The organism is Erythrobacter crassostreae (genome assembly GCF_019204045.1).
Taxonomy (GTDB): Bacteria; Pseudomonadota; Alphaproteobacteria; order Sphingomonadales; family Sphingomonadaceae; genus Erythrobacter; species Erythrobacter crassostreae.
On the sequence record NZ_JAGSPC010000001.1, the window covers coordinates 1,751,417 to 1,774,294 of the forward strand.

Annotated in this window: 23 protein-coding genes and 1 other RNA gene; 15 read left to right on the forward strand and 9 right to left on the reverse strand. The window is 57.0% G+C overall.

The features are described from left to right. Positions 1 to 9: 9 nt before the first annotated feature. Positions 10 to 1,014 (forward strand): protein translocase subunit SecF, encoded by a 1,005-nt coding sequence (gene secF, locus KCG46_RS08570; RefSeq protein ID WP_218404827.1) that lies wholly within the window; start codon positions 10 to 12, stop codon positions 1,012 to 1,014. Here the strand turns inward: secF and KCG46_RS08575 are convergent. Continuing rightward, the gene (locus KCG46_RS08575) at positions 984 to 2,171 is read right to left on the reverse strand and encodes a glycosyltransferase (protein WP_218404828.1); all 1,188 of its coding nucleotides are present in this window, start codon (positions 2,169 to 2,171) and stop codon (positions 984 to 986) included. The genes secF and KCG46_RS08575 overlap by 31 nt on opposite strands. A 94-nt stretch (positions 2,172 to 2,265) precedes the next feature. Beyond that, positions 2,266 to 2,847, reverse strand: coding sequence for a helix-turn-helix domain-containing protein (locus KCG46_RS08580; RefSeq protein ID WP_218404829.1), 582 nt, complete (start codon positions 2,845 to 2,847; stop codon positions 2,266 to 2,268). A 110-nt stretch (positions 2,848 to 2,957) separates the two neighbouring features. Here KCG46_RS08580 and KCG46_RS08585 point away from each other — a divergent pair, with 110 nt between their 5' ends. Beyond that, a complete protein-coding gene (locus KCG46_RS08585; RefSeq protein WP_218404830.1) occupies positions 2,958 to 3,428 on the forward strand; it encodes a DUF6456 domain-containing protein in 471 nt (156 codons plus the stop codon). A 124-nt stretch (positions 3,429 to 3,552) separates the two neighbouring features. On the opposite strand, the gene KCG46_RS08590 is transcribed toward KCG46_RS08585, so the two are convergent. The 4 genes from KCG46_RS08590 to KCG46_RS08605 all read right to left on the reverse strand — a co-directional run bounded on the left by KCG46_RS08590 (position 3,553) and on the right by KCG46_RS08605 (position 7,991). Beyond that, positions 3,553 to 3,912 (reverse strand): nuclear transport factor 2 family protein, encoded by a 360-nt coding sequence (locus tag KCG46_RS08590; RefSeq protein ID WP_218404831.1) that lies wholly within the window; start codon positions 3,910 to 3,912, stop codon positions 3,553 to 3,555. A gap of 63 nt (positions 3,913 to 3,975) precedes the next feature. Beyond that, positions 3,976 to 4,563: a uracil-DNA glycosylase family protein gene (locus tag KCG46_RS08595; protein WP_218404832.1), complete on the reverse strand. Its 588-nt coding sequence runs from the start codon at positions 4,561 to 4,563 to the stop codon at positions 3,976 to 3,978. Then, a complete protein-coding gene (locus tag KCG46_RS08600) occupies positions 4,560 to 6,374 on the reverse strand; it encodes an ABC-F family ATP-binding cassette domain-containing protein (RefSeq protein WP_218404833.1) in 1,815 nt (604 codons plus the stop codon). Before KCG46_RS08600 ends, KCG46_RS08595 begins: the two co-directional genes overlap by 4 nt. A 60-nt stretch (positions 6,375 to 6,434) precedes the next feature. After that, entirely contained in the window at positions 6,435 to 7,991 is a 1,557-nt protein-coding gene (locus KCG46_RS08605) for an amidohydrolase family protein (protein WP_218404834.1), read from the reverse strand. Positions 7,992 to 8,103: 112 nt separating this feature from the next. Between KCG46_RS08605 and KCG46_RS08610 the strand changes: the two genes are divergently transcribed. The 5 genes from KCG46_RS08610 to KCG46_RS08630 all read left to right on the forward strand — a co-directional run bounded on the left by KCG46_RS08610 (position 8,104) and on the right by KCG46_RS08630 (position 11,962). Continuing rightward, the gene (locus KCG46_RS08610) at positions 8,104 to 8,835 is read left to right on the forward strand and encodes an SIMPL domain-containing protein (protein ID WP_218404835.1); all 732 of its coding nucleotides are present in this window, start codon (positions 8,104 to 8,106) and stop codon (positions 8,833 to 8,835) included. Between the two features lie 92 nt (positions 8,836 to 8,927). Beyond that, on the forward strand, positions 8,928 to 9,248 hold the full coding sequence (locus KCG46_RS08615) for a PepSY domain-containing protein (protein ID WP_218404836.1): 321 nt from the start codon (positions 8,928 to 8,930) through the stop codon (positions 9,246 to 9,248). 123 nt (positions 9,249 to 9,371) lie between these two features. Further along, positions 9,372 to 10,049 (forward strand): response regulator transcription factor, encoded by a 678-nt coding sequence (locus KCG46_RS08620; RefSeq protein WP_218404837.1) that lies wholly within the window; start codon positions 9,372 to 9,374, stop codon positions 10,047 to 10,049. Positions 10,050 to 10,059: 10 nt separating this feature from the next. After that, positions 10,060 to 11,475, forward strand: coding sequence for a sensor histidine kinase (locus KCG46_RS08625; RefSeq protein WP_218404838.1), 1,416 nt, complete (start codon positions 10,060 to 10,062; stop codon positions 11,473 to 11,475). Between the two features lie 16 nt (positions 11,476 to 11,491). Continuing rightward, positions 11,492 to 11,962, forward strand: a complete 471-nt coding sequence (locus KCG46_RS08630) for a hypothetical protein (protein ID WP_218404839.1) — start codon at positions 11,492 to 11,494, stop codon at positions 11,960 to 11,962. A gap of 7 nt (positions 11,963 to 11,969) precedes the next feature. Here KCG46_RS08630 and KCG46_RS08635 read toward each other — a convergent pair whose 3' ends face one another. Continuing rightward, a complete protein-coding gene (locus KCG46_RS08635) occupies positions 11,970 to 12,278 on the reverse strand; it encodes a chorismate mutase (protein WP_218404840.1) in 309 nt (102 codons plus the stop codon). 66 nt (positions 12,279 to 12,344) lie between these two features. Here KCG46_RS08635 and KCG46_RS08640 point away from each other — a divergent pair, with 66 nt between their 5' ends. From KCG46_RS08640 to ffs, 4 genes are all read left to right on the forward strand, one after another. After that, on the forward strand, positions 12,345 to 13,355 hold the full coding sequence (locus KCG46_RS08640; RefSeq protein WP_218404841.1) for a polyprenyl synthetase family protein: 1,011 nt from the start codon (positions 12,345 to 12,347) through the stop codon (positions 13,353 to 13,355). 8 nt (positions 13,356 to 13,363) lie between these two features. Further along, positions 13,364 to 15,790 carry an ATP-dependent helicase HrpB gene (hrpB, locus tag KCG46_RS08645; RefSeq protein ID WP_218404842.1) on the forward strand — a complete coding sequence of 809 codons (2,427 nt, stop codon included), beginning with the start codon at positions 13,364 to 13,366 and terminating at the stop codon, positions 15,788 to 15,790. A 37-nt stretch (positions 15,791 to 15,827) separates the two neighbouring features. After that, positions 15,828 to 16,106, forward strand: a complete 279-nt coding sequence (locus tag KCG46_RS08650) for an ETC complex I subunit (RefSeq protein WP_218404843.1) — start codon at positions 15,828 to 15,830, stop codon at positions 16,104 to 16,106. Positions 16,107 to 16,175: 69 nt separating this feature from the next. Then, positions 16,176 to 16,270, forward strand: an RNA gene (gene ffs, locus KCG46_RS08655) — signal recognition particle sRNA small type. Positions 16,271 to 16,284: 14 nt separating this feature from the next. On the opposite strand, the gene KCG46_RS08660 is transcribed toward ffs, so the two are convergent. Further along, a complete protein-coding gene (locus KCG46_RS08660; protein WP_218404844.1) occupies positions 16,285 to 16,860 on the reverse strand; it encodes a hypothetical protein in 576 nt (191 codons plus the stop codon). Positions 16,861 to 16,945: 85 nt separating this feature from the next. Here KCG46_RS08660 and KCG46_RS08665 point away from each other — a divergent pair, with 85 nt between their 5' ends. From KCG46_RS08665 to KCG46_RS08675, 3 genes are read left to right on the forward strand one after another with little or no spacing between them, the layout of a single operon-like run. After that, positions 16,946 to 18,781 carry a DNA polymerase III subunit gamma/tau gene (locus KCG46_RS08665; RefSeq protein ID WP_218404845.1) on the forward strand — a complete coding sequence of 612 codons (1,836 nt, stop codon included), beginning with the start codon at positions 16,946 to 16,948 and terminating at the stop codon, positions 18,779 to 18,781. 13 nt (positions 18,782 to 18,794) lie between these two features. Further along, positions 18,795 to 19,133: a YbaB/EbfC family nucleoid-associated protein gene (locus KCG46_RS08670; protein ID WP_218404846.1), complete on the forward strand. Its 339-nt coding sequence runs from the start codon at positions 18,795 to 18,797 to the stop codon at positions 19,131 to 19,133. 22 nt (positions 19,134 to 19,155) lie between these two features. Beyond that, entirely contained in the window at positions 19,156 to 19,869 is a 714-nt protein-coding gene (locus KCG46_RS08675) for a 2OG-Fe(II) oxygenase (RefSeq protein ID WP_218404847.1), read from the forward strand. A gap of 8 nt (positions 19,870 to 19,877) precedes the next feature. Here KCG46_RS08675 and KCG46_RS08680 read toward each other — a convergent pair whose 3' ends face one another. Then, on the reverse strand, positions 19,878 to 20,294 hold the full coding sequence (locus tag KCG46_RS08680) for a hypothetical protein (RefSeq protein WP_218404848.1): 417 nt from the start codon (positions 20,292 to 20,294) through the stop codon (positions 19,878 to 19,880). Between the two features lie 163 nt (positions 20,295 to 20,457). Here KCG46_RS08680 and lon point away from each other — a divergent pair, with 163 nt between their 5' ends. Continuing rightward, positions 20,458 to 22,869, forward strand: a complete 2,412-nt coding sequence (gene lon, locus KCG46_RS08685) for an endopeptidase La (protein ID WP_218404849.1) — start codon at positions 20,458 to 20,460, stop codon at positions 22,867 to 22,869. Positions 22,870 to 22,878: the final 9 nt, after the last annotated feature.

Here is a 22,878-nt window from a genome sequence, read left to right on the forward strand (position 1 = left end):
GGACACGAAATGAAACTGCTCAAACTCGTCCCCGCTGACACCAATATCAAATTCCTGAAACTGCGTGTCCCGTTCTTCGTGGTCAGCATGCTTCTGATCGTCGCAAGCTGGGCTGCTGTGTTTACGCAAGGCCTCAATTACGGTGTCGATTTCGCCGGCGGTCAGGAAGTTCAACTTACGTTTGAAGGACTGGATCAGGCGCCTGTGGCCGATCTTCGCGATAAGGTTGCTGGCCTTGGCTACGGCACCCCCGTGGTTCAGGAATTTGGTGCGCCAAACATCGTATCCATTCGCGTGCCGCTGCCGGAAGAAGTTGAAGCCACACCCGGCGCTGCGACTGAAATCGGCAACGAAGTTATCGCGCTGATCGAAGCCGAATATTCCGATGTCCGGACAGATGGCAACAACACCGTTTCGGGCAAGGTTGCAGAGGAGTTTCGCTCAGCTGCCGTCCTCGCTCTTGCCATCGCGATGCTGGGTGTGGCGATGTATATCTGGATCCGGTTCGAATGGCAGTTTGGCGTTGGCGCATTGTTTGCGCTCTTCCACGATGTCTCGATTACGCTCGGTATATTTGCGGTCTTCCAGCTGGAGTTCAGCCTACAGATCATCGCTGCGATCCTTGCGATCATCGGCTATTCATTGAACGATACAATCGTCGTATTTGACCGTATCCGCGAGAACCTGAAAAAATTCCGCAAGATGCCGCTGCCAGAGCTGCTCGACTTGTCGATCAACGAAACGCTGGCGCGGACGGTGATGACATCGCTGACGCTGCTGGTTGCGTTGCTGCCGCTATTGATGTTTGGCCCGGCGAGCCTGTTTGGCCTTGTGCTTGCGATTACTGTCGGACTGTTTGTCGGTACCTATTCCAGCGTCTACCTCGCTGCGCCGATCCTGATCTGGCTGGGCGTGACATCGGACAGCTTTGTCCCGCAGGAAACCGAGGCGGACATTCAGGAGCGTAAGGCCCGTGAAGGTGGTCAGGCGAAACCGGCGACGCCCATCGAATAATCGGCGAGCTGCTCTGCGTGGCTTTCCCAGCTGAAATGTTCGACCAGCGCAGCAACGTCCTGCGGATTGGGCGGCGCGTTGAGAACCGCGTTCACAGCCTCTGCCACGGCCTCTGGCGTGCGTTCGGATAGCAACCGGCCTGCGGTTTCATTGACGATCAATTCGCGCGCACCGCCGACATCTGTGGTGACGACGGGCGTACCGCAAGCGAGCGCCTCAACCCACGCATTGGCGAGCCCCTCATTTTCTGTCGGGAGCACCATAACGTCCGCCGCAGACAGGATCAGTGGTAGTAAGTCATGATCGATCGATCCGGTGAAATGGACCCTGTCTGCCACACCGGTTTCGCGAGCGATCGCGCGGCATTTTGCCTCATCCTCGCCTTTCCCAACCAGCACCAATCGTGCGCCTTCGATAGCGGGAAGGGCTGCGATTGCATGATCCTGACCCTTGCGACCGGTAAGCGCGCCAACACAGGCGAGCATGGGCACATTGTCTGGCAAATCAAAGCCAAGTTCCTGGCTGACCTGACTGCGCAATTGTGTGTGATCAAGCGGTCGAAATCGGTCCCTATCGAGCCCAGTATAGTGCACAACGGCGTCTTCAGCGGGCAGGCCAAGAGCGATCATCTCACGCTTTAAAGCCGCGCTCACCGCGAGAAGACCGGTTGCCTCCTCGGCGGCCTCTCGCATCTGCTCCAATGCGAAGTCCTGATGCCCCCAATAGGTGATATCGCTGCCACGCGCCTTGATCGAAAGAGGGATGCCCATGGCCTTGGCAACGATTGCGGCGGCGGGGCCATCGGGGAAGAAGAATTGCGCGTCCAGCAGATCAATTGGATGCTCGGCATGGATCGCTTCAACCACTGGAAGGATTGCTTTGGCGATGTTCGCAGCGTTACGCCGCGCGCCGACTTTGGGGATCAGCGTGAAGCGCGGGCGGTGGACCGGTATACCCTCTTCGATCGCAAGCGGTTCCAAATCGGCCAGCGCGCGGTATCGGCCAAAGATCACCGGTGGCAGACCGATCGGGTTGACGACGGTCACCTGCCAATCATCGCGCCGTGCCAATCCTTCCAATGAGCGCGCCACGAAAGTCCCGAAACGCGGGTTCGCCGCATTTGGGTATAGCGTGCTGAGTGAAAGGATGTGTTTCAATTTCGATCCTTTGACGAGACCCGCGATGATCGCAGGCAATCCGGTAAGAAGCGCGAAACAAACGCAGTTAAAACACCGGTATGGTTGAATGGCTTCACAACGGGCGCACCAGCATTACGGCGACCGCAATCCAGAGGGGATTATCCACCACCTGTTGTTTTTGCCCAGCGCCGGGTGGCAACAATCCGACGAGCGTGCCTCTCCGGTCGATCAGCCGCCCGAATGTAAAGCGCCCGCCGGGCCGCGGCACCAGACAGTCGCGATTGATTGCCTCACCAGCATCCTCCGGATTCAATTGACGCAGCCAGACAAGATCACCGGGGCGAAATTCCCCCGTGCTTTCCTGCACATTCATCACCATCAGCGGGCTTTCGCCTGATTGTGAGGCGAGATCGGTGGGCAGCACCGCTTCGCGCGGGCTATCCAGCGCCTCTGCACCGGCACCGCTCAATTGCGCCACAATTTGCGGCTGCGGGCTATCCTCTGATCGTACGAGGCTTTCGGGATCAACCCCCAAAGCAGCCCCGATTCTGTCCATCCATTTGATCGAAAGGTTGCGCATTCCCGTCTCCAACCGGCCAATGGTCTGGGCGGTTGTGGGCGGGTCGCAGGCCTCGGCCAGTTCGGCCAAGGTCAAACCTTTGGCCTTTCGAATGTCGCGAATTCGGTTAATCAATGACCTGCTCCATGACTCAATGAACCAATTTGGTAATTTCTCACTTTCCTACACCTGCGGACGCAATGCAAGTCTGTTATCACCTATTCGGTAAAAGTGGAGCGAGTAATATGCGCAAATTGGTGGAACGTGAACTGACCAGCGAAGGGCCAAACAGTGCGGGCGGAGCAAAGGGCAAGCGCCGCACAGTAACGATGAATGTCGGCGAAAGTCCGATTGCGTGGCTGCATTCCCGCGGGCATCTGGATACGCGTCTGTTTGAGGCAGGCGAAGCTTTGCGGCGCGACTATGAGCGCGCGCAGTTGTCCGCCAATGTCACAATGCGGTGGGACCCTGTGCGGGTAAAGACCACCGGAGATCAGGGCTTGTCTGCGAGCGAAAAGCAGATCTCGGCCAAGTCCCGCTTCGATGCGGCTTTGGCACAGGCTGGTAGCGGATTAAAGGACGTGCTGTGGCGTGTGGTGTGCGCTGGCGACGGCCTACCCGACGCAGAAAAAGCGCTCGGTTGGCCAGCACGCAGCGGCAAGCTGGTCCTGAAACTCGCGCTGGAAAGGGTGGCGGATTTCTACCGGATTACCTGAGCCAAGTTGGACAGTTGTCACCTGTGCCCTACATCGCGGAAAACCCGGTTTTCTGGGGCTTACAGCTTGTAGGGCACGGGTGACATGTTGGAAAATGTGTCACCTGTGTCCTACACGATTTGGTCTATTCATCGGCGCCGTAGAGAAAGCGTTCTTCGACAATCTTGCCGTCTTTCAAAGTATAGATACCGACTTCGCTCGATTTTGTGCGTTCACCAAACATGGTCACGTCCATTGTAAATCGGACCGCGAATTGATCGCCAAAAACATAGGGGCCATCTGTCGAGACAGAGTGCATTTCTGCGTTGTCGTTCCACCATGCATGTTTCGCCAAAAGAGCGTCACGACCTTCTACGCGGGCCATCTCGCCTTCCATCGGTTCCAGGCTGACAATGTCGTCAGACCAATATTCCTGAAGGCCGGCATCGTCTTCCTCAATCAGGAGTTTGACAAATTGTTGTGCAATTTCAGCCGTGCCAGTCATCGATGTTCTCCTAGATTTCCTGCGAGTAGAATGCTGGGCAATTATGGCAATTGCGAGACCGCCTCAATCCCTAAGTCGTGCGTTGATCTGATCACGAAGCGCCGGCAGCAGATCGCCTTCGAACCACGGGTTCTTGGCCATCCACATTCGCACGCGCCACGCCGGATGCGGCAGAGGAATAACCGGAGCAAAATCGGCATATCGCTGAACGCGCTCGGTCAAAGTCATTTTGCGCGTCTCAGGCAGGTATTGCGACTGCGCGTAGCCGCCAACCAGAAGCGTAAGATGATCCGCAGGAAGGAGTTCCAGAATACTGTTATGCCATTGCGGCGCGCATTCTTTGTGAGGCGGCGCATCCCCGCCTTTTGCCTTACCCGGGTAACAAAAGCCCATCGGCATCAGAGCGATTTTGTCGGCATCGTAAAATGCCGACTTGTCGATACCCAGCCAATCGCGCAGCCGGTCACCGCTATCGTCATCCCACGGCACACCGCTGGCATGAACTTTCGTGCCTGGGGCCTGCCCGATGATCAGAACCCGCGAGCGAGGTGAAAATTGAACAACGGGACGCGGGCCGAGCGGCAAATGCTCAGCGCAAATGGTGCAGGCCTTGATCTCCCCATGGAGATTGGCAGCCTGCTGATCGCTCATCCTTCGACTTGCTCGGCCAGGGTCAGCCAGCGTTCCTCGGCGGCATCTTTTTCGCGGCGCGCATTCTCGACGCCTTTGGAAATGGTTGCGAACCGGTTCGGATCGGCGGCGTACAAATCTGGATCGGCAAGGATCGCTTCACCTTTTTCGATGGCGGCCTCCAATTCCTCAATCCGTGCGGGCAATATCTCGTAGTCGCGCTGATCTTTGTAAGAGAGCTTGTCTGACTTGGTTGAAGAACGTGCGGTGGTTTCGGTGGGGCTGGGCGCTTTGGGTTTGGATTTTCCAATGACGCGCTTTGTGCGTTTCGCTTCCCAATCCTCATACCCGCCGGCAACAATATCGACGCTGCCCGACCCATCCAGCCCCAGCGTGACGGTGACAGTGCGGTCAAGAAAGTCGCGGTCATGGCTGACGATCAAAACGGTGCCGTCAAAATCGGCGATCACTTCTTGCAACAGATCGAGCGTTTCGAGGTCGAGATCGTTGGTTGGTTCGTCCAGCACGAGAAGGTTAGCAGGGCGTGAAAATTCACGAGCGAGCAGCAAGCGCGAGCGCTCACCGCCGGAGAGAATACCGACCTTGGTATCGACAATTTTCGGATCGAACAGAAAATCTTTGAGGTAAGCCTGAACATGCGTTCTTACGCCGCGCACATCGATCCAGTCGCCGCCTTCGGCAAGGATATCGCGCACGCTTGCGCTCGGTTCCATGAGCCTGCGTTGCTGGTCGATCATTACGCCGGACAATGTGCTGGCGCGGGTGATGGTTCCGCTATCCGGCTCCAATTCTCCGGTCAGCATCCGCAGCAGTGTGGTTTTGCCTGCACCGTTGCTGCCGACGATGCCGATCCGGTCGCCGTTCTGGATGCGCAAGGTGAGAGGTTTGATGATAGCGCGGCCGTCGTAAGACTTGGTAATGCCCTCTGCGACGATCACGGACTTAGATTTGAAATCGCTATCGTTTGCCAGTTTGAGCTTCGCCGAGCCGGTGTCGGAAATCATTGCAGCGCGTGCTGCCCGCATCTGGCCGAGTTTTTCGAGGCGGCCTTGATTGCGTTTTCGCCGAGCGGTTACGCCGCGTTCGAGCCAGTGGGCTTCGAGTTTGAGTTTGGCGTCGAGCTTTTCTGCGGCGCGCGCTTCCTCGGCATAAACCTGCTCTTCCCAGGCCTCATACCCGCCAAAACCCACGTCCTTGCGCCGCATGGTCCCGCGGTCGAGCCAGAGCGTAGCGTTGGTCAGGCGTTTCAGAAAGGTCCGGTCGTGGCTGATCGTGATGAACGCGCCTTTATACCGCGTCAGCCAATCTTCGAGCCAATCAATCGCGGACAGGTCGAGGTGGTTCGTTGGCTCGTCCAGCAACAGCAGGTCTGGGTCCTGCGCAAGCGCGCGGGCGATGGCCGCACGGCGTTTTTCACCGCCGCTTGCGGTGGCGGCTTCGCGGTCCATCTCAATGCCAAGCTGTCCGGCGATGCTGTCCACTTCATGCTCTGCAGGTGCATCGTCGCCGGCGAGGGCGAAGTCCATCAGGGTTTCGAACGGGCTGAAATCGGGGTCTTGTTCAAGGAACACGATGCGCGCTCCCTGCTTAACCCGCCTGATACCGCGGTCCATTTCGATCTGGTCATCCACGATCTTCAACAGCGTAGTCTTACCGGCTCCATTGCGCCCGATCAGCGCGAGCCTGTCTCCCGGCAGGACATGCAGATCAATCGGCGCCGCGCCTTGACCGGGCTGTGGGCCGCCGAACAGCCAGCGACCGCCCTGTTGCAGGCCGAGCCCTTCGAGGCTGAGGATGGGAGGTTGAGCCATAGGCCGCGCGGGTTAGGCGCTGCGAGGGCCGACGGCAAGGCTGACCATAGAATGGAGCGGCTACTGCTGGGCGCGCTTTTGTTCCTCAACCATTCGGGCCACATCTTCAAGCAGCTTGGGCGCATCAAAAATGATCCCGTCTTTGATCGTCCAACGCACACCGCCAACGGTCTCCAATTCGTTGCGCTCCCGGTTGAGGCGTGTGTGGCCAGTGCCGTAAAGAACTTTGAGGTTCGCAAGCGGGTTTTCCGGAACGATCACCAAGTCTGCGAGCTTGCCAACGGCAATGGAACCCATCGGAGCGATACTGCCTTTGGAATCGTAAATTTCTTGCGCGCCATCGACGGTTGCTGCCCGGACTACCTCCAGCGGTGTGAGGCCGGCTTCGCGCAGCATTTCGAGCTCGCCGATATAGGCGAAACCCCACGTCTGATAGATATAGCCGGGGTCAGAGCCCGCCGTGACACGCCCGCCGCGATCTTTGAACTCGTGAGTCAGGTCGAACCATTTGCGATAGAATTTGCGCCACGCGACCTCATCCTCGCTGGTCCAATCGTGATAGTAGCTGCCGTGATTGGTCAGGCTCGGTTCGTAAAACTTGTTGAGCGAAGGCAGCGTGTATTTATCGTGCCATTCCAGATTGCGCGCCTTCATCACGTCGCGGCTGGCGGCATAGATGTTGAATGTCGGGCTCAGCGTAACGTCGTTTTCGATCAGGTAATCGATGTAGTCATTCCACTGATCACTGCCCGGTTCGCCGACCTGTTCGGCCAGACGCGCAACCCACGCGAAACGCGCCTGCTCGTCCAGATAATTGTAGTCCGCTGGATATTGCGGAAGGCGGCTACCATCGAGCAGGCTCTCAAAGTGGCCGTAGAAATGCGTGACCCCGTCAAGTCCGAGTTCGACCGCTTTGCGTGCATTCACATCGGCAACGCCCCGTTGACCCAGATGCGCAACCGTGCCCATGCCTTGCTTATCTGCTTCATCGAGGATTGCTTCGAGAATATGCGGTTTCTCGTTGTTGAAGAACTTGATGCCGTCATAACCGCGTCCCTTGGCCCAGCGTACCCATGCGCGGCCTTTTGCGGGCGTATCGACCAATCCCTGATCCCAGACGGTGCCGGGAACCTGATAAGCGAAGAGGCGAGGTGCGGTGATGGTGTTGGCGGCGCTGCGGGTCTTTTGCTCAATCGAAGGGTCGCTCGCGCCCCAGCCAAACCCGACCCCGCGCACACTTGTTACCCCGTGCGCCAGCCATAGTTTGAAACCATAGGACGGCTGGGGTGCTTTCGCCGGATCGCCATTGTGCCCGTGAGTATCGACAAATCCGGGCAGGACATACATCCCGTCCGCGTCGATCACTTTGTCCGCCGCAACATCGACACCGCCGCCGCGAATGATCGCGGAAATTGCGTTGCCTTTGACCACAATATCGACCGGCCCTTCCGGAGGAGCGCCGGTGCCGTCGATCATTGTCGCGCCGCGGATCAAAAGTGTTTCAAATGGCCCTTCGCCTTCGCCAGCTGGCCGATCAGGCACGCGTTCCATTGTCGGCTGCGCCAACACAGGCATGGCGAGCGAAACGGCAATCGCGGTCAGAAACGTCTTGAGCATGTGGTCTCCTCTGTTCATCACGTCACTAGCTGCTCAATCTCATTTTGCACATACGCTGTTCAGCGCGGCGACATGCTCACCCCGCGATCGCGCAAATTCAGGAGGTAAGACCATGAAATTCTTCACTGCATCCACTTTCGCCGCGATGGCTACGATGACTGCTGCTCCCGCTCTGGCGGCGACCGTTGAAATCGCTTCGCAAGGTCCGGTCATCGAGCTGACTGTGTCAGAAAATGTGACCACCTCGCCGGATATTGTGACGATTGGTGCGGGAGTAACAACTGAAGCTCGCACTGCCGTTGAAGCGATGCGGCAGAACTCCGCCGAAATGCGCGCCGTGATTGATCGGATCAAATCGCTGGGTGTTGATGATAAGGATATCCAGACCACCGGCATCAATCTCAATGCACGTTATGATTACAACCGGCAGACGCAGCAGCAGGTTTTTCGCGGGTATCAGGTGTCGAACCGTGTCAGCGTGAAGCTGCGCGAGATTGATGAGACTGGACGTGTGCTGGATGCTCTGGTCAGCGCAGGCGCGACAGATTTGAATGGTCCGTCGTTTTCGATAGAGGATGATGCCGCAGCCAAGGATGAGGCACGCAAGCGGGCGGTCACAAAGGCACAGGAGCGCGCGAAAGCCTACGCGGGAATGCTAGGCTATAACGGAGTGAAAGTGCTGTCGATCAGCGAAGTGATACGCGGAAGCAGCCCGATGCCGCAGATGATGATGCGCGCGCCGGCCGAGGAATCGGCCGAAGCCTCCGCACCTGTCCAGCCCGGACAAGTGAGCACAGGCGTGAACATCACAATCAAATTCGAAATGGCGGGCAGTGGTGGCTGATTACATGATTACAGGTCATTACAACGCTGAATGCGTGACAACGTGGCCATTCACTGCTTGTTCAAAGCACAGTGTGTAGGCATGAGGGCACGATGAAGAACTTTCTCGGTCTTGCTGCCGCCATTGCGCTGGCTTCTTTGGGTTCCGCTCCTGCGAGCGCAGCCCATGCCGGCATGCAGGAGCAATCCCGCAGCGATCAGGGGCAGGCTCGCAAGGAGATGAAGGCGGGCAACCAGCTTTCTCTGCGCGAGATAGAACGGCGCGTCCTCCCGCGTATGCGTGGCAGTGAGTATTTGGGCCCAGCCTATGATGCCACAGCGCGCGCGTATCGCCTGAAATTCATTAAAGAAGGGCGGGTTACCTATGTCGATGTGGATGCCCGCAGCGGGCGGATCATAAACCGTTCGAGATAGAGCTTACATTTCCTTGAAAACACGCCGGTGGACAGCGTCAGGCGGCAGGCATCACGCTTGCTTGACGCGCAGCGATCAAAAGCGCACCAACTGGGCAACTAATTTGCAGAATACTGGTGGACTATGCGCATTCTGATTGTCGAAGACGAACCCACACTGGGTCAGCAATTGAAAACTACGCTTGAGCAAAACGGCTACGCTGTTGACCTCTCGACCGACGGTGAAGACGGACATTTTCTGGGCAGCACAGAGGATTACGATGCCTGCGTGCTTGATCTTGGCCTGCCGGAGATTGACGGGCTTTCGGTGCTCGGCATGTGGCGCAAGGAAGGCCGTGACTTTCCCGTGCTGGTGCTGACGGCACGTGACAGCTGGTCTGATAAGGTTGCCGGTCTCGATGCGGGCGCAGATGATTACCTCGCCAAGCCTTTCCAGACCGAAGAACTGATTGCGCGCCTGCGCGCGCTTATTCGCCGTGCATCGGGCAACACCTCGTCCGAGCTAACGGCTGGCCAGGTTCGTCTTGATACGCGGTCTGGCCGAGTTACCCTTGATGGGGAGCCGGTGAAACTGACAGCGCAGGAATACAAGCTGCTCAGCTATCTGATGCACCACAAAGGCAAGGTCGTGAGTCGGACTGAGTTAATCGAGCACATCTATGATCAGGACTTTGATCGCGACTCGAACACGATTGAAGTTTTTGTCACCCGTATCCGTAAGAAACTTGGCGCAGAGGTAATCACTACGATCCGTGGCCTCGGTTACAGCCTCGACGACCCCGCAGACGCTCCCCGAGCGTAACGGCGCAAACATGGCCCCCGCATCGCCGCAAGGTGAAGGCGAGGGAGCTGTGGACGGTGCTGCTGAAGGCCATGCACCTGCTTCGCCGCCGCGGCGTGGCAGCCTTGCGCGGCGCATGGGCCTCATTGCGGCGGGCTGGATCAGCCTGCTGCTGCTGGTTGGCGGCTTGGCGCTTGACCGGACGCTCGCCAATCAGGTCAAAAACAACTTTGACGAACAGCTTGAATATGTTCTGACAGCGATGATCGCATCGGCTGAGATCGATCCATTTGGCGATGTGTATTTCTATCGAAGCCTTGGTGATCAACGCTTCCTTGAACCAAACAGCGGCTTTTATTGGCAGATTAGCGGCGGTGAAACTGATCCCTGGCCCTCGCGCAGCCTTTGGGATCGGACAATAGCTGTCAAAGGCGACCACTTCGACAACGAAGCGCATTTCTACGATTCAGATCAGTTTGCAGATGAACCCATTCGCGTTGCGGAACGCACCATCATTTTGCCGGGCAGCGAGACGCGCTGGACCTTCGCTGTTGCAAGCGCGACGGAGGAGATGGATGCGCAAATTCAGCAGGTCAGGGCAATTCTGATCTGGAGTTTTCTGGTGCTAGGCCTTGGCTTGATCGCAATGGCATTGTTGCAGATCCGTTATGGCCTCCAGCCCTTGCGCCGTGTTCGCGCAGCTATCTCCCGCCTCCGAACCAGCGGTGATAACCGCATTACAGAACCACTGCCGACAGAGGTTCAACCCCTTGTCGAAGAACTCAATGGCCTGCTTGAGCATTCCGAAAAGCAGGCTGAGGAAGCGCGAACCCATGCGGGTAATCTTGCGCATGCGCTCAAAACCCCGCTGACGGTGTTGACCAATGCTGCGACAGCTCGCTCTCCCGATTTGAACGAAGCCGTGTTTCGCGAAACCCGCACGATGCAGCGCCATGTGGATCATCACCTCGCAAGGGCGAGGGCGGTCGGTCGCCGCGCGGTTGGTCATGCCCGCACAGATGTGCGTGCCAGCGCCGAGGCTGTGCGGCGCGCAGTCGAGCGGCTTTATCCAAGCGGACGGCTCGACATTGCTGGCAAGAAGGACTCAATGGTCGCGATTGAGCGGCAGGATCTTGACGAAATCCTCGGCAATCTGATCGAGAATGCTGCGAAATATGGCGGGGGAAGTGTTTTCGTGACGGTCGATGCCGAGCCGGATGAGGAAGAATGCGTTGTATGGGTCGAAGACGACGGAATGGGCATTCCAGAAGAAGAGCGCAACCGTATCTTTGATCGCGGAGCGCGGCTCGATACCGGTAAGCCGGGTACTGGACTTGGCCTGGCGATCGTGCGCGACGTCGCCGAAATCTATGGCGGCGGCGTCACCTTGACCGAAAGCGAAGATCTGGGCGGTTTGCAAGTCGAGCTTCGCTTGCCAAGAGCATAGCGGCGCGCCTGTTCACTTGAAGTTCAATCCAGTTCTGGAAGACCTTCATGCAATCAATGGCTTGGGGGTAATCATGCGTAAGAGCGTTCTGGCACTTGTCGGTCTGTGCGTATTGATATCGGGTTGCACAGGTTCGAGCTTTGACAGCGAACGCACGGTTTTTAACAATCCCTACGTGAAACCGGAACTTGAAAACGGCCCGGTTGGACCAGCATGCGATGAAGGTGTGCTGCGCGATGACAACCGCTGCTGGATCGATGGGAAAGCCTATCCCGTGTCAGACCGGTATGGCCGCGATGCAAACGGCAATCTCGTCTACTTCACACGAGACGAACGCAGACTTTACCGCGATCGGGCAGAGGCGATTGAATCGCGTCAAGACGTTCTGGAATCGTTAGAAAACGGAACGCCAATCCCGCCGGATTCGCCCGCACTGCCAGAAAACCAGCGTATGCCTCCGCCGCCGGTCAAGCCGTCGAGCGACTAACGCCGGATCAGCCTTCGCGAGCCTTTTCGTGGTGCCGGATCACTTCCTCGATGATGAACCGTAGAAATTTCTCGCTAAATTCCGGATCAAGATCGGCTTCTTCTGAAAGTTTGCGCAGCCGTTCTATCTGCCGCGCTTCACGGTGAGGATCGGCCGGAGGCAGCGTTACTTTGGCTTTGTATTCACCAACTGCTTGAGTGATCCGAAAGCGTTCTGCGAGCATATGAATAATCGCGGCATCGATATTGTCGATACTCTTGCGAAAAATCGCCAGTTGCGGATCATCGGCGGGGGGCTGGTGCGTTTCATTGGACATCGGTTGCAAAGCTAACAGCAATTCTGCGCTTGCCAAGCGCAAGAGGCTGCCCCAAAGCGCATTTTTATGAGTGCCGAAGTCGTCCCTCTACCTCGCAAGCGTCCGACGCTCGACCCGATGCTGTCGCTAACGGCGAACGGCATGAATTCGGTGAACACCGTCATTCTGGACCGGATGCAGAGCGAAATTCCGCTGATTCCTCGGCTTGCGGGCCATTTGATTTCTGGCGGTGGTAAGCGATTGCGCCCAATGCTGACATTGGCTGGTGCCGAGCTAGTCGGGTATCAGGGAACCCGCCATCACAAGCTCGCGGCTGCGGTCGAATTCATTCACACCGCGACACTTCTCCACGATGACGTTGTCGATGGAAGTGAACTGCGCCGCGGCAAAGCCGCTGCCAACATCATTTTCGGCAATCCCGCGACAGTTTTGGTCGGCGATTTTCTGTTCAGCCGCGCGTTTGAATTGATGACTGAAGACGGTTCGCTGAAAGTCCTCAAGATCCTTAGCCACGCCAGCGCGGTGATCGCCGAGGGTGAGGTTTCGCAGCTCAGCGCGCAGCGGCAAATCGCGACCAGCGAAGAGCAATATCTGCACATTATCGGTGCAAAGACAGCGGCATTGTTTGCAGCGGCCAGCCAGATCAGCGCTGTTGTTGCCGAATGCAGCGAAGAACAAGAACGTGCCTTGGAAGATTATGGCCGAAATCTCGGCGTAGCGTTCCAACTGGTCGATGACGCAATCGATTATGATTCCGATGCTGCAGAAATGGGCAAGGATCAGGGCGATGATTTCCGCGAAGGCAAAATGACATTGCCGGTCATTCTCGCCCATGCGCGCGGAAGTGAAGAAGAGCGAAAATTCTGGAAAGCAGCGATCTCCGGTCACCGCACATCCGATGAAGATTTGGCTCACGCGATCACGTTAATCGACAAGCATAATGCCGTTGAAGATACCCGAGAGAAAGCGCGCCATTTTGCGCAGCGCGCGATTGATGCGATCTCGATTTTCCCTGAAAGCAAAGCGCGTGCGGCGATGGCCGAAGCCGCGCAATTTGCGGTCGCACGAGGCTATTAAGCGGGGCTGTGTCCCCGGTTTTACCCATCCAGTCGGTTATTCCGGAAATCCGATCGGCATTGGCAAATGCCGGTGCTGCGGTCCTGATTGCGCCTCCGGGAGCTGGTAAAACCACGTCAGTCGCGCCTGCATTGATCGGTGAGGATTGGTGCAGCGGCCAAATCATTATCACTTCACCCCGCCGCGTCGCAGCCAGAGCGGCAGCCGAGCGCATGGCAGAGACGCTTGGCGAAAAACCGGGTGAGACAGTCGGTTTTATGACACGTCTCGATACGAGAGTTTCAGGCAAGACCCGCATTCTAGTGATGACTGAGGCGATTCTGGTCAATCGGCTGGTCGAGGATCCCGAATTGCCCGGTGTCTCGGCAATATTGTTTGACGAAGCACATGAGCGGCATCTGGACAGCGATCTTGGCCTCGCTCTCGCACTTGAGACGCGGAGCGTGCTTCGTGAAGACCTCCGCGCCGTGATCATGTCCGCGACAATTGATGGAGCGCGGTTCTCGAGGCTTCTCGGTGACGATGCGCCATTGATTGAGAGCGAGGGGCGCAGCTTCCCGTTGGAAACCAAATGGCTTGGCAGCAACCCCGAGCAATCAATCGAAGATCAGGTTGTCGGCGGCGTTATGACTGCTTGGCGCGATGAAGATGGTGACATCCTCGCCTTTCTTCCCGGTGTGAGGGAGATTGAGCGAGCCAAGGAGCGTTTGCTGGCAAGATTGCCCGATACACCCGTTCTACCGCTGCATGGTCAGGTTGAACCGCCAGCACAGCGCGCCGCAATCAGGCGTGATCCCGAGGGCCGGCGGCGCATTGTTCTAGCGACTGCGATTGCCGAGACGTCGCTTACCCTCGATGGCGTTTCCGTTGTGGTGGATGGAGGCTTATCCCGGCACGCCGAGTTCGACCGCGCGGCGGGCACGACGCATCTTGTAACGCACCGCGCAAGTCAGGCGGCGGCAACTCAGCGCGCCGGGCGTGCCGCTAGGCAAAGTGCGGGCGTTGCCTATCGCCTTTGGGAAGAAGGTGGTCACGGCGGTAGGCCAGAATTTGCACCCCCGGAGATTGAGACTGCAGACCTCGCCCCACTGCTTCTTAAACTTGCCAAATGGGGCGCGGTTGAACCTGCTTCTTTGGCTTGGCTTGATGCTCCGCCAGAGGCATCAGTGGCGACTGCGCGCAAGACCCTGCGCGCGATGGGCGCGCTTGATGAAAGCAACCGGATTACAGCGTGGGGAAATCAAATCAGTCAATTGCCGCTTGATCCCGCTTCTGCGGCGGCGTTGTTGTTCGGCGCACGCGAAGGGCAGGGTGAGGCGGTCGCTGAGTTGATCGTATTGATGCAGGAACGCGGGCTTGGCGGTCAAAACGAGGATTTGCTTGATCGCCGCAGCCGTTGGAAGGGTGAACGCGGCAAACGCGCAGAAGCCGCGCGAAAACTGGCGCAGCGCTGGGCCGTTCAAGCGAGCAAGCTGGTTGCACAAGACAACGATCAGGTTTCAGATCCAGCGCTGTATCTTGCCTTGGCACGGCCTGATTTCGTTGCGAAGAAGCGCGGCGCATCTGGCGAAGACTGGTTGAGTGCGGGCGGCCGAGGCTTTCGGCTTGACCCATCCTCGCCATTGGCACGCGCCGATTGGATCGTGATCGCCGATGCACAGGGTCAAGCCAAAGGGGCAAGGATCACATCGGCTGCTGAACTGAATCCACGTGACGTCGAGGATGCACTTCAAAAACAGATCGAGAAACGCTCGATAGTCAGATGGAATGAAAGAGAAAATCGAGCGGAGGCGCGGCTCGAGAAACGTCTTGGCGCGATTGCGATTTCCAGTGGTCCTGACCCCGATCCGGATTCGACATCGATTGTTGATATCCTTGTGGAAAAGGCTCTGGAAAAGCTGGGGGCGCTTTTGCCAGACGGTTTCCTGCAAAGAGCCACGTTTGCAGGAATTGACGCTCTTAGCGAGGCTTCACTCGTCGAGAGCGCTGACATTTGGTTGGCTCCACTGATCGAAGGGCGCCGTGATTTTGATCTTCCGCAGCACCGGTTTTCAGAAGCGGCCCTGAATCTGCTCGACTGGAATGACCGGCAAGCGCTGGATAGTCGCGCGCCGCTAAAATTCACCTCTCCGGCTGAGACCAGGCATGACATCGACTACGCGGGCGACGATGCACCAAATGTTGAGGTAAGGGTTCAAGCGCTGTTTGGTCTTGATAGTCATCCGATGATTGGAAATACGCCGCTGCTGCTCAAATTGACGAGCCCCGCTGGTCGTCCAATTCAATCCACCCGAGATTTGCCCGGTTTCTGGCGAGGAAGCTGGTCCGATGTCGCCAAGGAAATGAAGGGGCGGTACCCGAAACATCGTTGGCCTGAGCAGCCTTGGGCGGAAAAGCCGAGCCTGAAGACGAAAAACGCCTTCAATCGAAGCTAGGTTTCGATTAATGGACGCGGATCGAAGGGATCGAACAATGACCGCACGAATTTATCAGCAACCGAAAAGTGCCATGCAATCTGGCAAGGCAAAGACCGATGTCTGGGTGCTTGAGTTTGAACAAAGCGAAGCGCGCAAGCCCGATCCTCTTATGGGTTGGACCGGAAGCGGCGATACTCAGGCGCAGGTTAAACTGAGCTTTCCTGATAAAGATGCGGCGAAAGCCTATGCCGAAAAATACGGAATTACCGCCCGTGTTCACGCGACCCCACCAAAGTCGTTGAAGCTTCAAGCCTATGCGGACAATTTCCGGTAACGGCGACCAATTGAAGTTCGCCGGTCATTCCGGTGTTGAATTATCCGGCATTGCCCGCCATATGGCGCTCTGGGAGTCGGGTGGACGTTTGCGTTCGCTCACCGGGTCAGGTCCGGAAGGAAGCAGCCCAGGTGAATTGCGGCGGGTCGCTCGGCTCCTTTTCCATAAATGTGTTGGCTTAATCTGAGGCTTCGCGCGCCTCTGGTTCGCGGCGGTATTTTGCATACCGTTCCCACCTCTTGATGAGCGGCATGCCCATCAAATCCTCTCGCTGACAATAAAGCGATGTGGTTTCGCTACCGCCATCAGCCAGAAGCCAAAGCCGCGTTTCTTCGCCATTTACCGTCACATCTTTGAAAAGCCGATGCCCGGCTGCCTTTTCGATCAACGGATCTTCGTGCTCGAACTTGGTCCAACCCGCAGGCTCTGCGATTGTTCGCAGGTGAGCCGCGAGGGTGTCCGCGTCGAAACTGTGGCTCGTATCTCCCTCGTACCGCAAGGTGTTCACGATGGTGCCGTAAGGCTGTGCCCAACGTTCGAATCTCTTGAGAGGACCGATGGGCGGATCGAGAGCCCACGTCATTGTCGAATATTCGTTTTCAGCAATCGGTTTTGCCTCGATCACCGCGTCTCCAAACGGGCCTGCTGGCCCGCCTTCGAATGAGCACAGCGTATTAAGGTCCGCGGCACTGATTTCCGACAATGCAGAGGTTTGCACAGGCGCCATTGCAAGCAGCAACGATTCGGCAATCATGGTTTCCCCCTGCATCTTGGATTGTCCGGCAAAAAATCGTCTGCCCCTTCGACAAGAGTACTACCCTATCCTAGGGTGATAGACGATGAATGATTCTGATCCAGATCTGCCCGAGGGCGAAGAAGAGAATACCCCGACTGCCGCCGAGTTGGAGGCTGCCGGTCAGAACTCTATGTTTGGCGATCCCGCACCGGACGAGAAACCGGCTGAAGCAAGCGTTGAACCTGCTGCTGTGCCCGCGGCAGCGCCCGCGCCAGAACAGACACACAACGCGACAGAAACCGATAAAAGCCAACCTTACCGTGTTCTTGCGCGTAAATACCGCCCACAGACATTCTCTGAACTGATCGGTCAAGAACCGATGGTTCGGACGCTTGCTAATGCAATCGAGCGGGACCGGCTGGCTCATGCGTTCTTGATGACCGGCGTGCGCGGAGTCGGGAAGACTTCGACAGCGCGCCTGATAGCCAAAGCCCTCAACTGTGTAGGTCCGGATGGCGAGAGCGGCCCAACGATTGCTCCATGCGGACAATGTGAGCCTTGTACCGCGATTGCCGAAGGTCGGCATATCGATGTGATCGAGATGGATGCCGCTTCGCATACCGGCGTTGATGATGTCCGCGATATCATCGAACAAGTTCGCTACGCTGCGGTTTCTGCGCGCTACAAAATCTACATCATCGATGAAGTTCACATGCTCTCGCGTAACGCCTTCAATGCGTTGCTCAAGACACTTGAGGAACCGCCTGCGCATGTGAAGTTCCTGTTTGCGACAACGGAAGTTGAGAAGCTTCCGGTGACTGTCCTCAGCCGGACGCAGCGGTTCGATTTGCGGCGCATTCCGTCCGACTTGCTTGCTTCGCATTTCGGTAAAGTTTGCGGGTTGGAAGGTGTCGAGGCCGAGGAAGAGGCGCTGCGCATTATTGCGGCATCTGCCGAAGGCTCGGTTCGCGACGGCCTGTCTATTTTAGATCAGGCGATTGCCCATGCCGATCTGGACGAGGACAGCAAGGTCACAGCAGAGCGTGTTCGCGATATGCTGGGCCTTGCGGACAAAAGCGCTCAGCGGCATTTGCTCAACAATCTGTTGGAGGGTGATGCTAAAGCACTGCTCGCCGCGATTGACGAGCAGTATTCTCTGGGTGTCGAACCACTCGCATTGATGCGCGCGCTGATGGACCTCGTTCACAAGATCACGGTTGCACAAGTGTCTGGTGCGGAGCCCGATGCGCCGAGCGAAGAAGAGCGCTCCGCATTGGGCGAGTTCGCGACCAAGCTTGGAGCGGGCGAGTTGCACCGTCTCTGGCAATTGATGCTGAAAGGTCACGAGGAAGTGCGTCAAGCACCTGACCCTCTGGTATCGATACAAATGGCGTTGCTGCGGGTGTTACACGCGTCTGAGCTGCCTGATCCTGGAAAGTTGGCAAGACGGATCGAGCAGCTTGCGAATAGCGCACCTGCACAAACATCGACGCCCTCAGCGGGTGATACTGGCACAAGCGCGCAAGCTGCGCTGCCGCAAAGCGCATCGCTCGATTGGGAGGCACTGGTTGACGAGGTTGATCGATCCGGAAAAATGCATGTTGCGGAGCTCATGCGTAGCCGTGTGCGTGTCATCGAACTGGGGCCGGACAAGCTCATCTACGAACAGGCGGACAATTTCCCTGACGATCCCGGGCCGGAAATTCGCGATGCCCTGTTGCAGATCAAAAAACGTCGGTGGTTGGTCGAAAAGGGCACCGGCGATGCCCAACCGACCCTACGCGAAGTTGAGCAAGAAAAAGCGAATGCCGCACGCAATCGCATCTTGTCTGACCCGCTGGTCAAAGCCACATTGGAGGCATTCCCCGATGCCGAATTGATGGAGGCTGACGGACCGAACGCAAAAGTCGCCCGTGCTTCGGGCAGCAAATGGAATTGATGGAGTACGCCCGATGAAATCGATGGAAGAAATGATGCAGGCGGCACAGAAAGCCGCTGAGACGATCCAGAGCCAGATGAACGACATGCAGGTAAAGCTCGACAATATCGAAGTCGAAGGCGCCGCTGGCGGAGGTTTGGTAAAGGTCCGCGCAACCGCAAAGGGCCGCATCCTTGGCGTCAATATCGACGACAGCCTGATGAAGCTGGAAGAAAAGCATATGGTCGAGGATCTTGTGACGGCAGCGTTCAACGACGCGCGCGACAAGGCCGATCGGGTTTCGGCCGATCAGATGAAAGAGATGCAGGGCGGCATGGGTCTCCCGCCGGGCTTCAATCTTCCGGGTATGTAATGAGCTTAACTGCGGGGGCGCAATGACAGGCCGAAATTTTGATCCTGATGCGGTGCGCGCACGTCCCACGGTTCTGCCGGGAATGGCGAGCACTTTCGCGGGGCAAGTTGCCAGCCCGCCGGTAATTTCCTCCAAATCTGCCACTGAGGTCCGCCATGCTCGCAGTCTCAATGGAAAGCCGATTGGATTGATTCCGGACTTCATCACCGAGCAAGAGCGCGCGGCCCTGTATAAATATGCCAGCGCGGATGACGCGCCGTGGGAAACATGTTTGCCTAAGGGTGATGTGTGGCACGGTCGGTTGATCAATCCGGGTTCGGTTTCGCCAAAAATCCTCAAAATGATGGAGAATATCCGCAAGCGGACCGTGGCGCATATCAAGGCCGAATATGAGATCACTGATCCAGTTTACGCCGATACGCTGCAATTGGTGCGCTGGAGGCCTGGTGATAATCAAGCTCCTCACGCCGATTGCGAGGAGCCGGACGGACAGCCGAACGCAACGCCATGGCGAGCCTTTGCGTCAATCATTTACCTGAATGATGGATATGAGGGCGGCGGCATCCATTTCCCTGATCGGAAATTGAAGCCTGAAATCAAGCCGCGCACGCTCGCCTATTTCCCTTCGACGAACAAATACCGCCACGGGGTCGAGGCGATCACATCCGGGCTGCGATATACGATGAGCTGTTTCTACACTTTTGATGCTCGCAGGCATGACGGGCATCTCGTCTAACTGAGCGGCTATATACCCTTGCGCCCGAAGCCTGATCGCGGGGCTGGGCTCGTAATTGGCGCTGGCTCAGCCGCAACCGGCTCATTAGCGCCTTCCGGCCGGTTTTTCATGTAACGCTCGAACGCAGCATCGACATCGAATGAGGGGTCTTCTTCTCCATCCTTGGGTTTCGGCATGCGTTTTGCGGGGACAGGGTCCCCCTTATGCGGAGAGGCTTGCGATTTGTTTTTGTTCCAAGGGAATTCCGCAGACGCAGCGCGATACCCCTTAAAGAAGCAGAACCCAGCGCCAGCCAATACGGCTAAAGCGGCGAAGTAGAATGGCAGCCGGTCTGCTGGTCCGGCGCCCAAATCGCCAACTCCTGCGACCATGTTTGATAAAGCAAGCAGCGCGAAGCCGCCGATTATCCAGATGAAATAGTGCACTGCGCCCTCCTACTTCGGCAAGAAACGTACATTATCATCAATCGGTTAATCGTCCGTTTGCGTAACTCCACAGCTTCGTTGCAACAGGCATTGCGAGAGGGCGATTGGCTTCCCATATTCCTTAACAAAGGCGCGCCCCAATGGCGGCCACGGACCTAGAATAATGACTCAGCAATTTCCCATCCTTCCCCTGCGCGACATCGTAGTTTTTCCAGGGATGGTCGTCCCGCTCTTTGTCGGGAGAGACAAATCCGTTGCGGCACTTGAAGCGGCGATGGAGGCAAGCAAGGACATCTTCCTGCTCGCGCAGCTTGATCCGGGCTGTGATGATCCGGAAGGCGATGATCTGTATGACGTCGGCGTTGTCGCTCAGGTGCTTCAAATGCTGAAGCTGCCCGATGGCACCGTTCGTGTGATGGTGGAGGGCACGCACCGCGCGAAACTGGCCAGCATGCGGGCCGAAGGCGACTATGTGCTGGCCGAGGTTGAACTGCTTGAGCCGGAAACCGTGGCTGGCAGCGAAGTCACAGCGCTTATGCGGCAGGTTTCCGAGCAATTCGGTGAGTATGCCAAACTCAATAAAAAAATGGGCGACGACACCACAATTGAAATTGGCGAAGTCGATGATGCCGGACAGCTGGGCGATACAATTGCGGCCGCTATCAATGCCAAGGTTTCAGACAAGCAATCGCTTTTGACAGAAGCAAATCCGCTCAAACGGTTGGAACTGGTGATGGCTTTCATGGAAGGCGAGCTGTCGGTTCTTCAGGTTGAGCGGAAAATCCGTGGCCGCGTGAAGCGCCAGATGGAGAAGACCCAACGCGAATATTATCTCAATGAGCAGCTTAAAGCGATCCAGAGTGAGCTTGGCGGTAGCGAAGGCGAAGAAGGCGACGAGATCACCGAGCTGACCGAGAAGATTGAGAAGACCAAACTTTCGAAGGAAGCCAAGGCAAAGGCCGGTGCCGAGCTCAAAAAGCTTAAAGGTATGCAGCCGATGAGCGCGGAAGCGACCGTCGTACGCAATTATCTGGACGTTCTGCTCGCTCTGCCGTGGGGCAAGAAATCTAAAGTCAAAAAAGACATCGGCAAGGCTCAGGAAGTCCTCGATGCCGACCATTACGGGCTTGAAAAAGTCAAAGACCGGATCATCGAATATCTCGCGGTGCAAGCGCGAACCAACAAGCTGAAGGGTCCGATCCTGTGCTTGGTTGGCCCTCCCGGTGTGGGCAAGACCTCGCTCGGCAAAAGCATCGCCAAGGCAACTGGCCGCGAATTTGTCCGTCAGTCACTGGGCGGCGTGCGTGATGAAGCGGAAATCCGTGGCCACCGCCGGACCTACATTGGTTCGATGCCGGGTAAGATCGTCAACAATCTGAAGAAGGCCGGAACCAGCAATCCGCTGTTCCTGCTCGACGAGATCGACAAGCTTGGTCAGGATTTCCGCGGCGATCCAGCGTCGGCGCTGCTCGAAGTGCTTGATCCCGAACAGAATGATAAGTTTCAGGATCACTTCCTTGAGCTTGACCTGAACCTTTCGGACATCATGTTTGTCACGACTGCGAACAGCCTCGACCTTCCTCAGCCGTTGCTCGACCGGATGGAGATCATCCGTCTTGAAGGGTATACAGAGGACGAGAAGGTTGAAATCGCCAAGCGTCACCTGATCGATAAGCAGGTCGAACAGCACGGACTTAAACCAGACGAATTTGAGCTTACCGAAGACGGTTTGCGCGACCTGATCCGGTACTACACGCGTGAGGCCGGTGTTCGCACGCTGGAACGCGAAATTGCGCGTCTGGCGCGTAAGAGCCTTCGCAAAATTCTTGAAAAAGAAGCGACCAGCATCGTCATCACACCGGACAATCTCGGCGACTTCGCTGGCGTGCGCAAATTCAAGCATGGAATGAGCGAAGACGAAGCGCAGGTTGGCGCGGTTACAGGACTTGCCTGGACCTCCGTTGGCGGTGAATTGCTTACAATCGAGAGTGTGACGACGCCGGGCAAGGGCGAGGTCAAAACAACAGGTAAGCTGGGCGAGGTGATGAACGAATCCGTCGCCGCAGCATTCAGTTTTGTTAAAGCCCGCGCGCCAGCATACGGGATCAAACCGTCACTGTTCCAGCGCAAGAATGTCCATATCCACTTGCCCGAAGGCGCAGTTCCGAAAGACGGCCCAAGTGCCGGCGTCGGAATGGTTACCTCAATCGTTTCCACGCTGACGGGCACTCCGGTCCGTCCTGACATTGCCATGACTGGCGAGGTTACTTTGCGGGGCCGGGTCCTGCCGATTGGCGGGCTTAAAGAGAAACTGCTCGCTGCTCTGCGCGGAGGGATCACGACGGTCCTGATTCCAGAAGAGAACGTGAAGGATCTGGTGGAAATTCCTGACAAAGTGAAAGACGGATTGGAAATCATTCCGGTTAGCCATGTCGACACCGTTCTGGAGCATGCTTTGACTGATATGCCGGAACCGATTGAGTGGACCGAAGCGGATGATTTGGCTTCTCAACCCGGAAACCAATCATCCGGTTCTGGCACGGCTGGCGGTTCGGACGTGCCAACCGCGCATTGATGCGCTAGG

Coding starts and splice junctions, on each gene's coding strand:
- KCG46_RS08625 (WP_218404838.1), top strand. CDS start 10,060: ATGGCCCCCGCATCGCCGCAAGGTGAAGGCGAGGGAGCTGTGGACGGT.
- KCG46_RS08615 (WP_218404836.1), top strand. CDS start 8,928: ATGAAGAACTTTCTCGGTCTTGCTGCCGCCATTGCGCTGGCTTCTTTG.
- KCG46_RS08595 (WP_218404832.1), bottom strand. CDS start 4,563: ATGAGCGATCAGCAGGCTGCCAATCTCCATGGGGAGATCAAGGCCTGC.
- KCG46_RS08620 (WP_218404837.1), top strand. CDS start 9,372: ATGCGCATTCTGATTGTCGAAGACGAACCCACACTGGGTCAGCAATTG.
- KCG46_RS08610 (WP_218404835.1), top strand. CDS start 8,104: ATGAAATTCTTCACTGCATCCACTTTCGCCGCGATGGCTACGATGACT.
- KCG46_RS08635 (WP_218404840.1), bottom strand. CDS start 12,278: ATGTCCAATGAAACGCACCAGCCCCCCGCCGATGATCCGCAACTGGCG.
- KCG46_RS08675 (WP_218404847.1), top strand. CDS start 19,156: ATGACAGGCCGAAATTTTGATCCTGATGCGGTGCGCGCACGTCCCACG.
- KCG46_RS08605 (WP_218404834.1), bottom strand. CDS start 7,991: ATGCTCAAGACGTTTCTGACCGCGATTGCCGTTTCGCTCGCCATGCCT.
- KCG46_RS08600 (WP_218404833.1), bottom strand. CDS start 6,374: ATGGCTCAACCTCCCATCCTCAGCCTCGAAGGGCTCGGCCTGCAACAG.
- KCG46_RS08650 (WP_218404843.1), top strand. CDS start 15,828: ATGACCGCACGAATTTATCAGCAACCGAAAAGTGCCATGCAATCTGGC.
- KCG46_RS08590 (WP_218404831.1), bottom strand. CDS start 3,912: ATGACTGGCACGGCTGAAATTGCACAACAATTTGTCAAACTCCTGATT.
- KCG46_RS08665 (WP_218404845.1), top strand. CDS start 16,946: ATGAATGATTCTGATCCAGATCTGCCCGAGGGCGAAGAAGAGAATACC.
- secF (WP_218404827.1), top strand. CDS start 10: ATGAAACTGCTCAAACTCGTCCCCGCTGACACCAATATCAAATTCCTG.
- KCG46_RS08585 (WP_218404830.1), top strand. CDS start 2,958: ATGCGCAAATTGGTGGAACGTGAACTGACCAGCGAAGGGCCAAACAGT.
- lon (WP_218404849.1), top strand. CDS start 20,458: ATGACTCAGCAATTTCCCATCCTTCCCCTGCGCGACATCGTAGTTTTT.
- KCG46_RS08640 (WP_218404841.1), top strand. CDS start 12,345: ATGAGTGCCGAAGTCGTCCCTCTACCTCGCAAGCGTCCGACGCTCGAC.
- KCG46_RS08660 (WP_218404844.1), bottom strand. CDS start 16,860: ATGATTGCCGAATCGTTGCTGCTTGCAATGGCGCCTGTGCAAACCTCT.
- KCG46_RS08670 (WP_218404846.1), top strand. CDS start 18,795: ATGAAATCGATGGAAGAAATGATGCAGGCGGCACAGAAAGCCGCTGAG.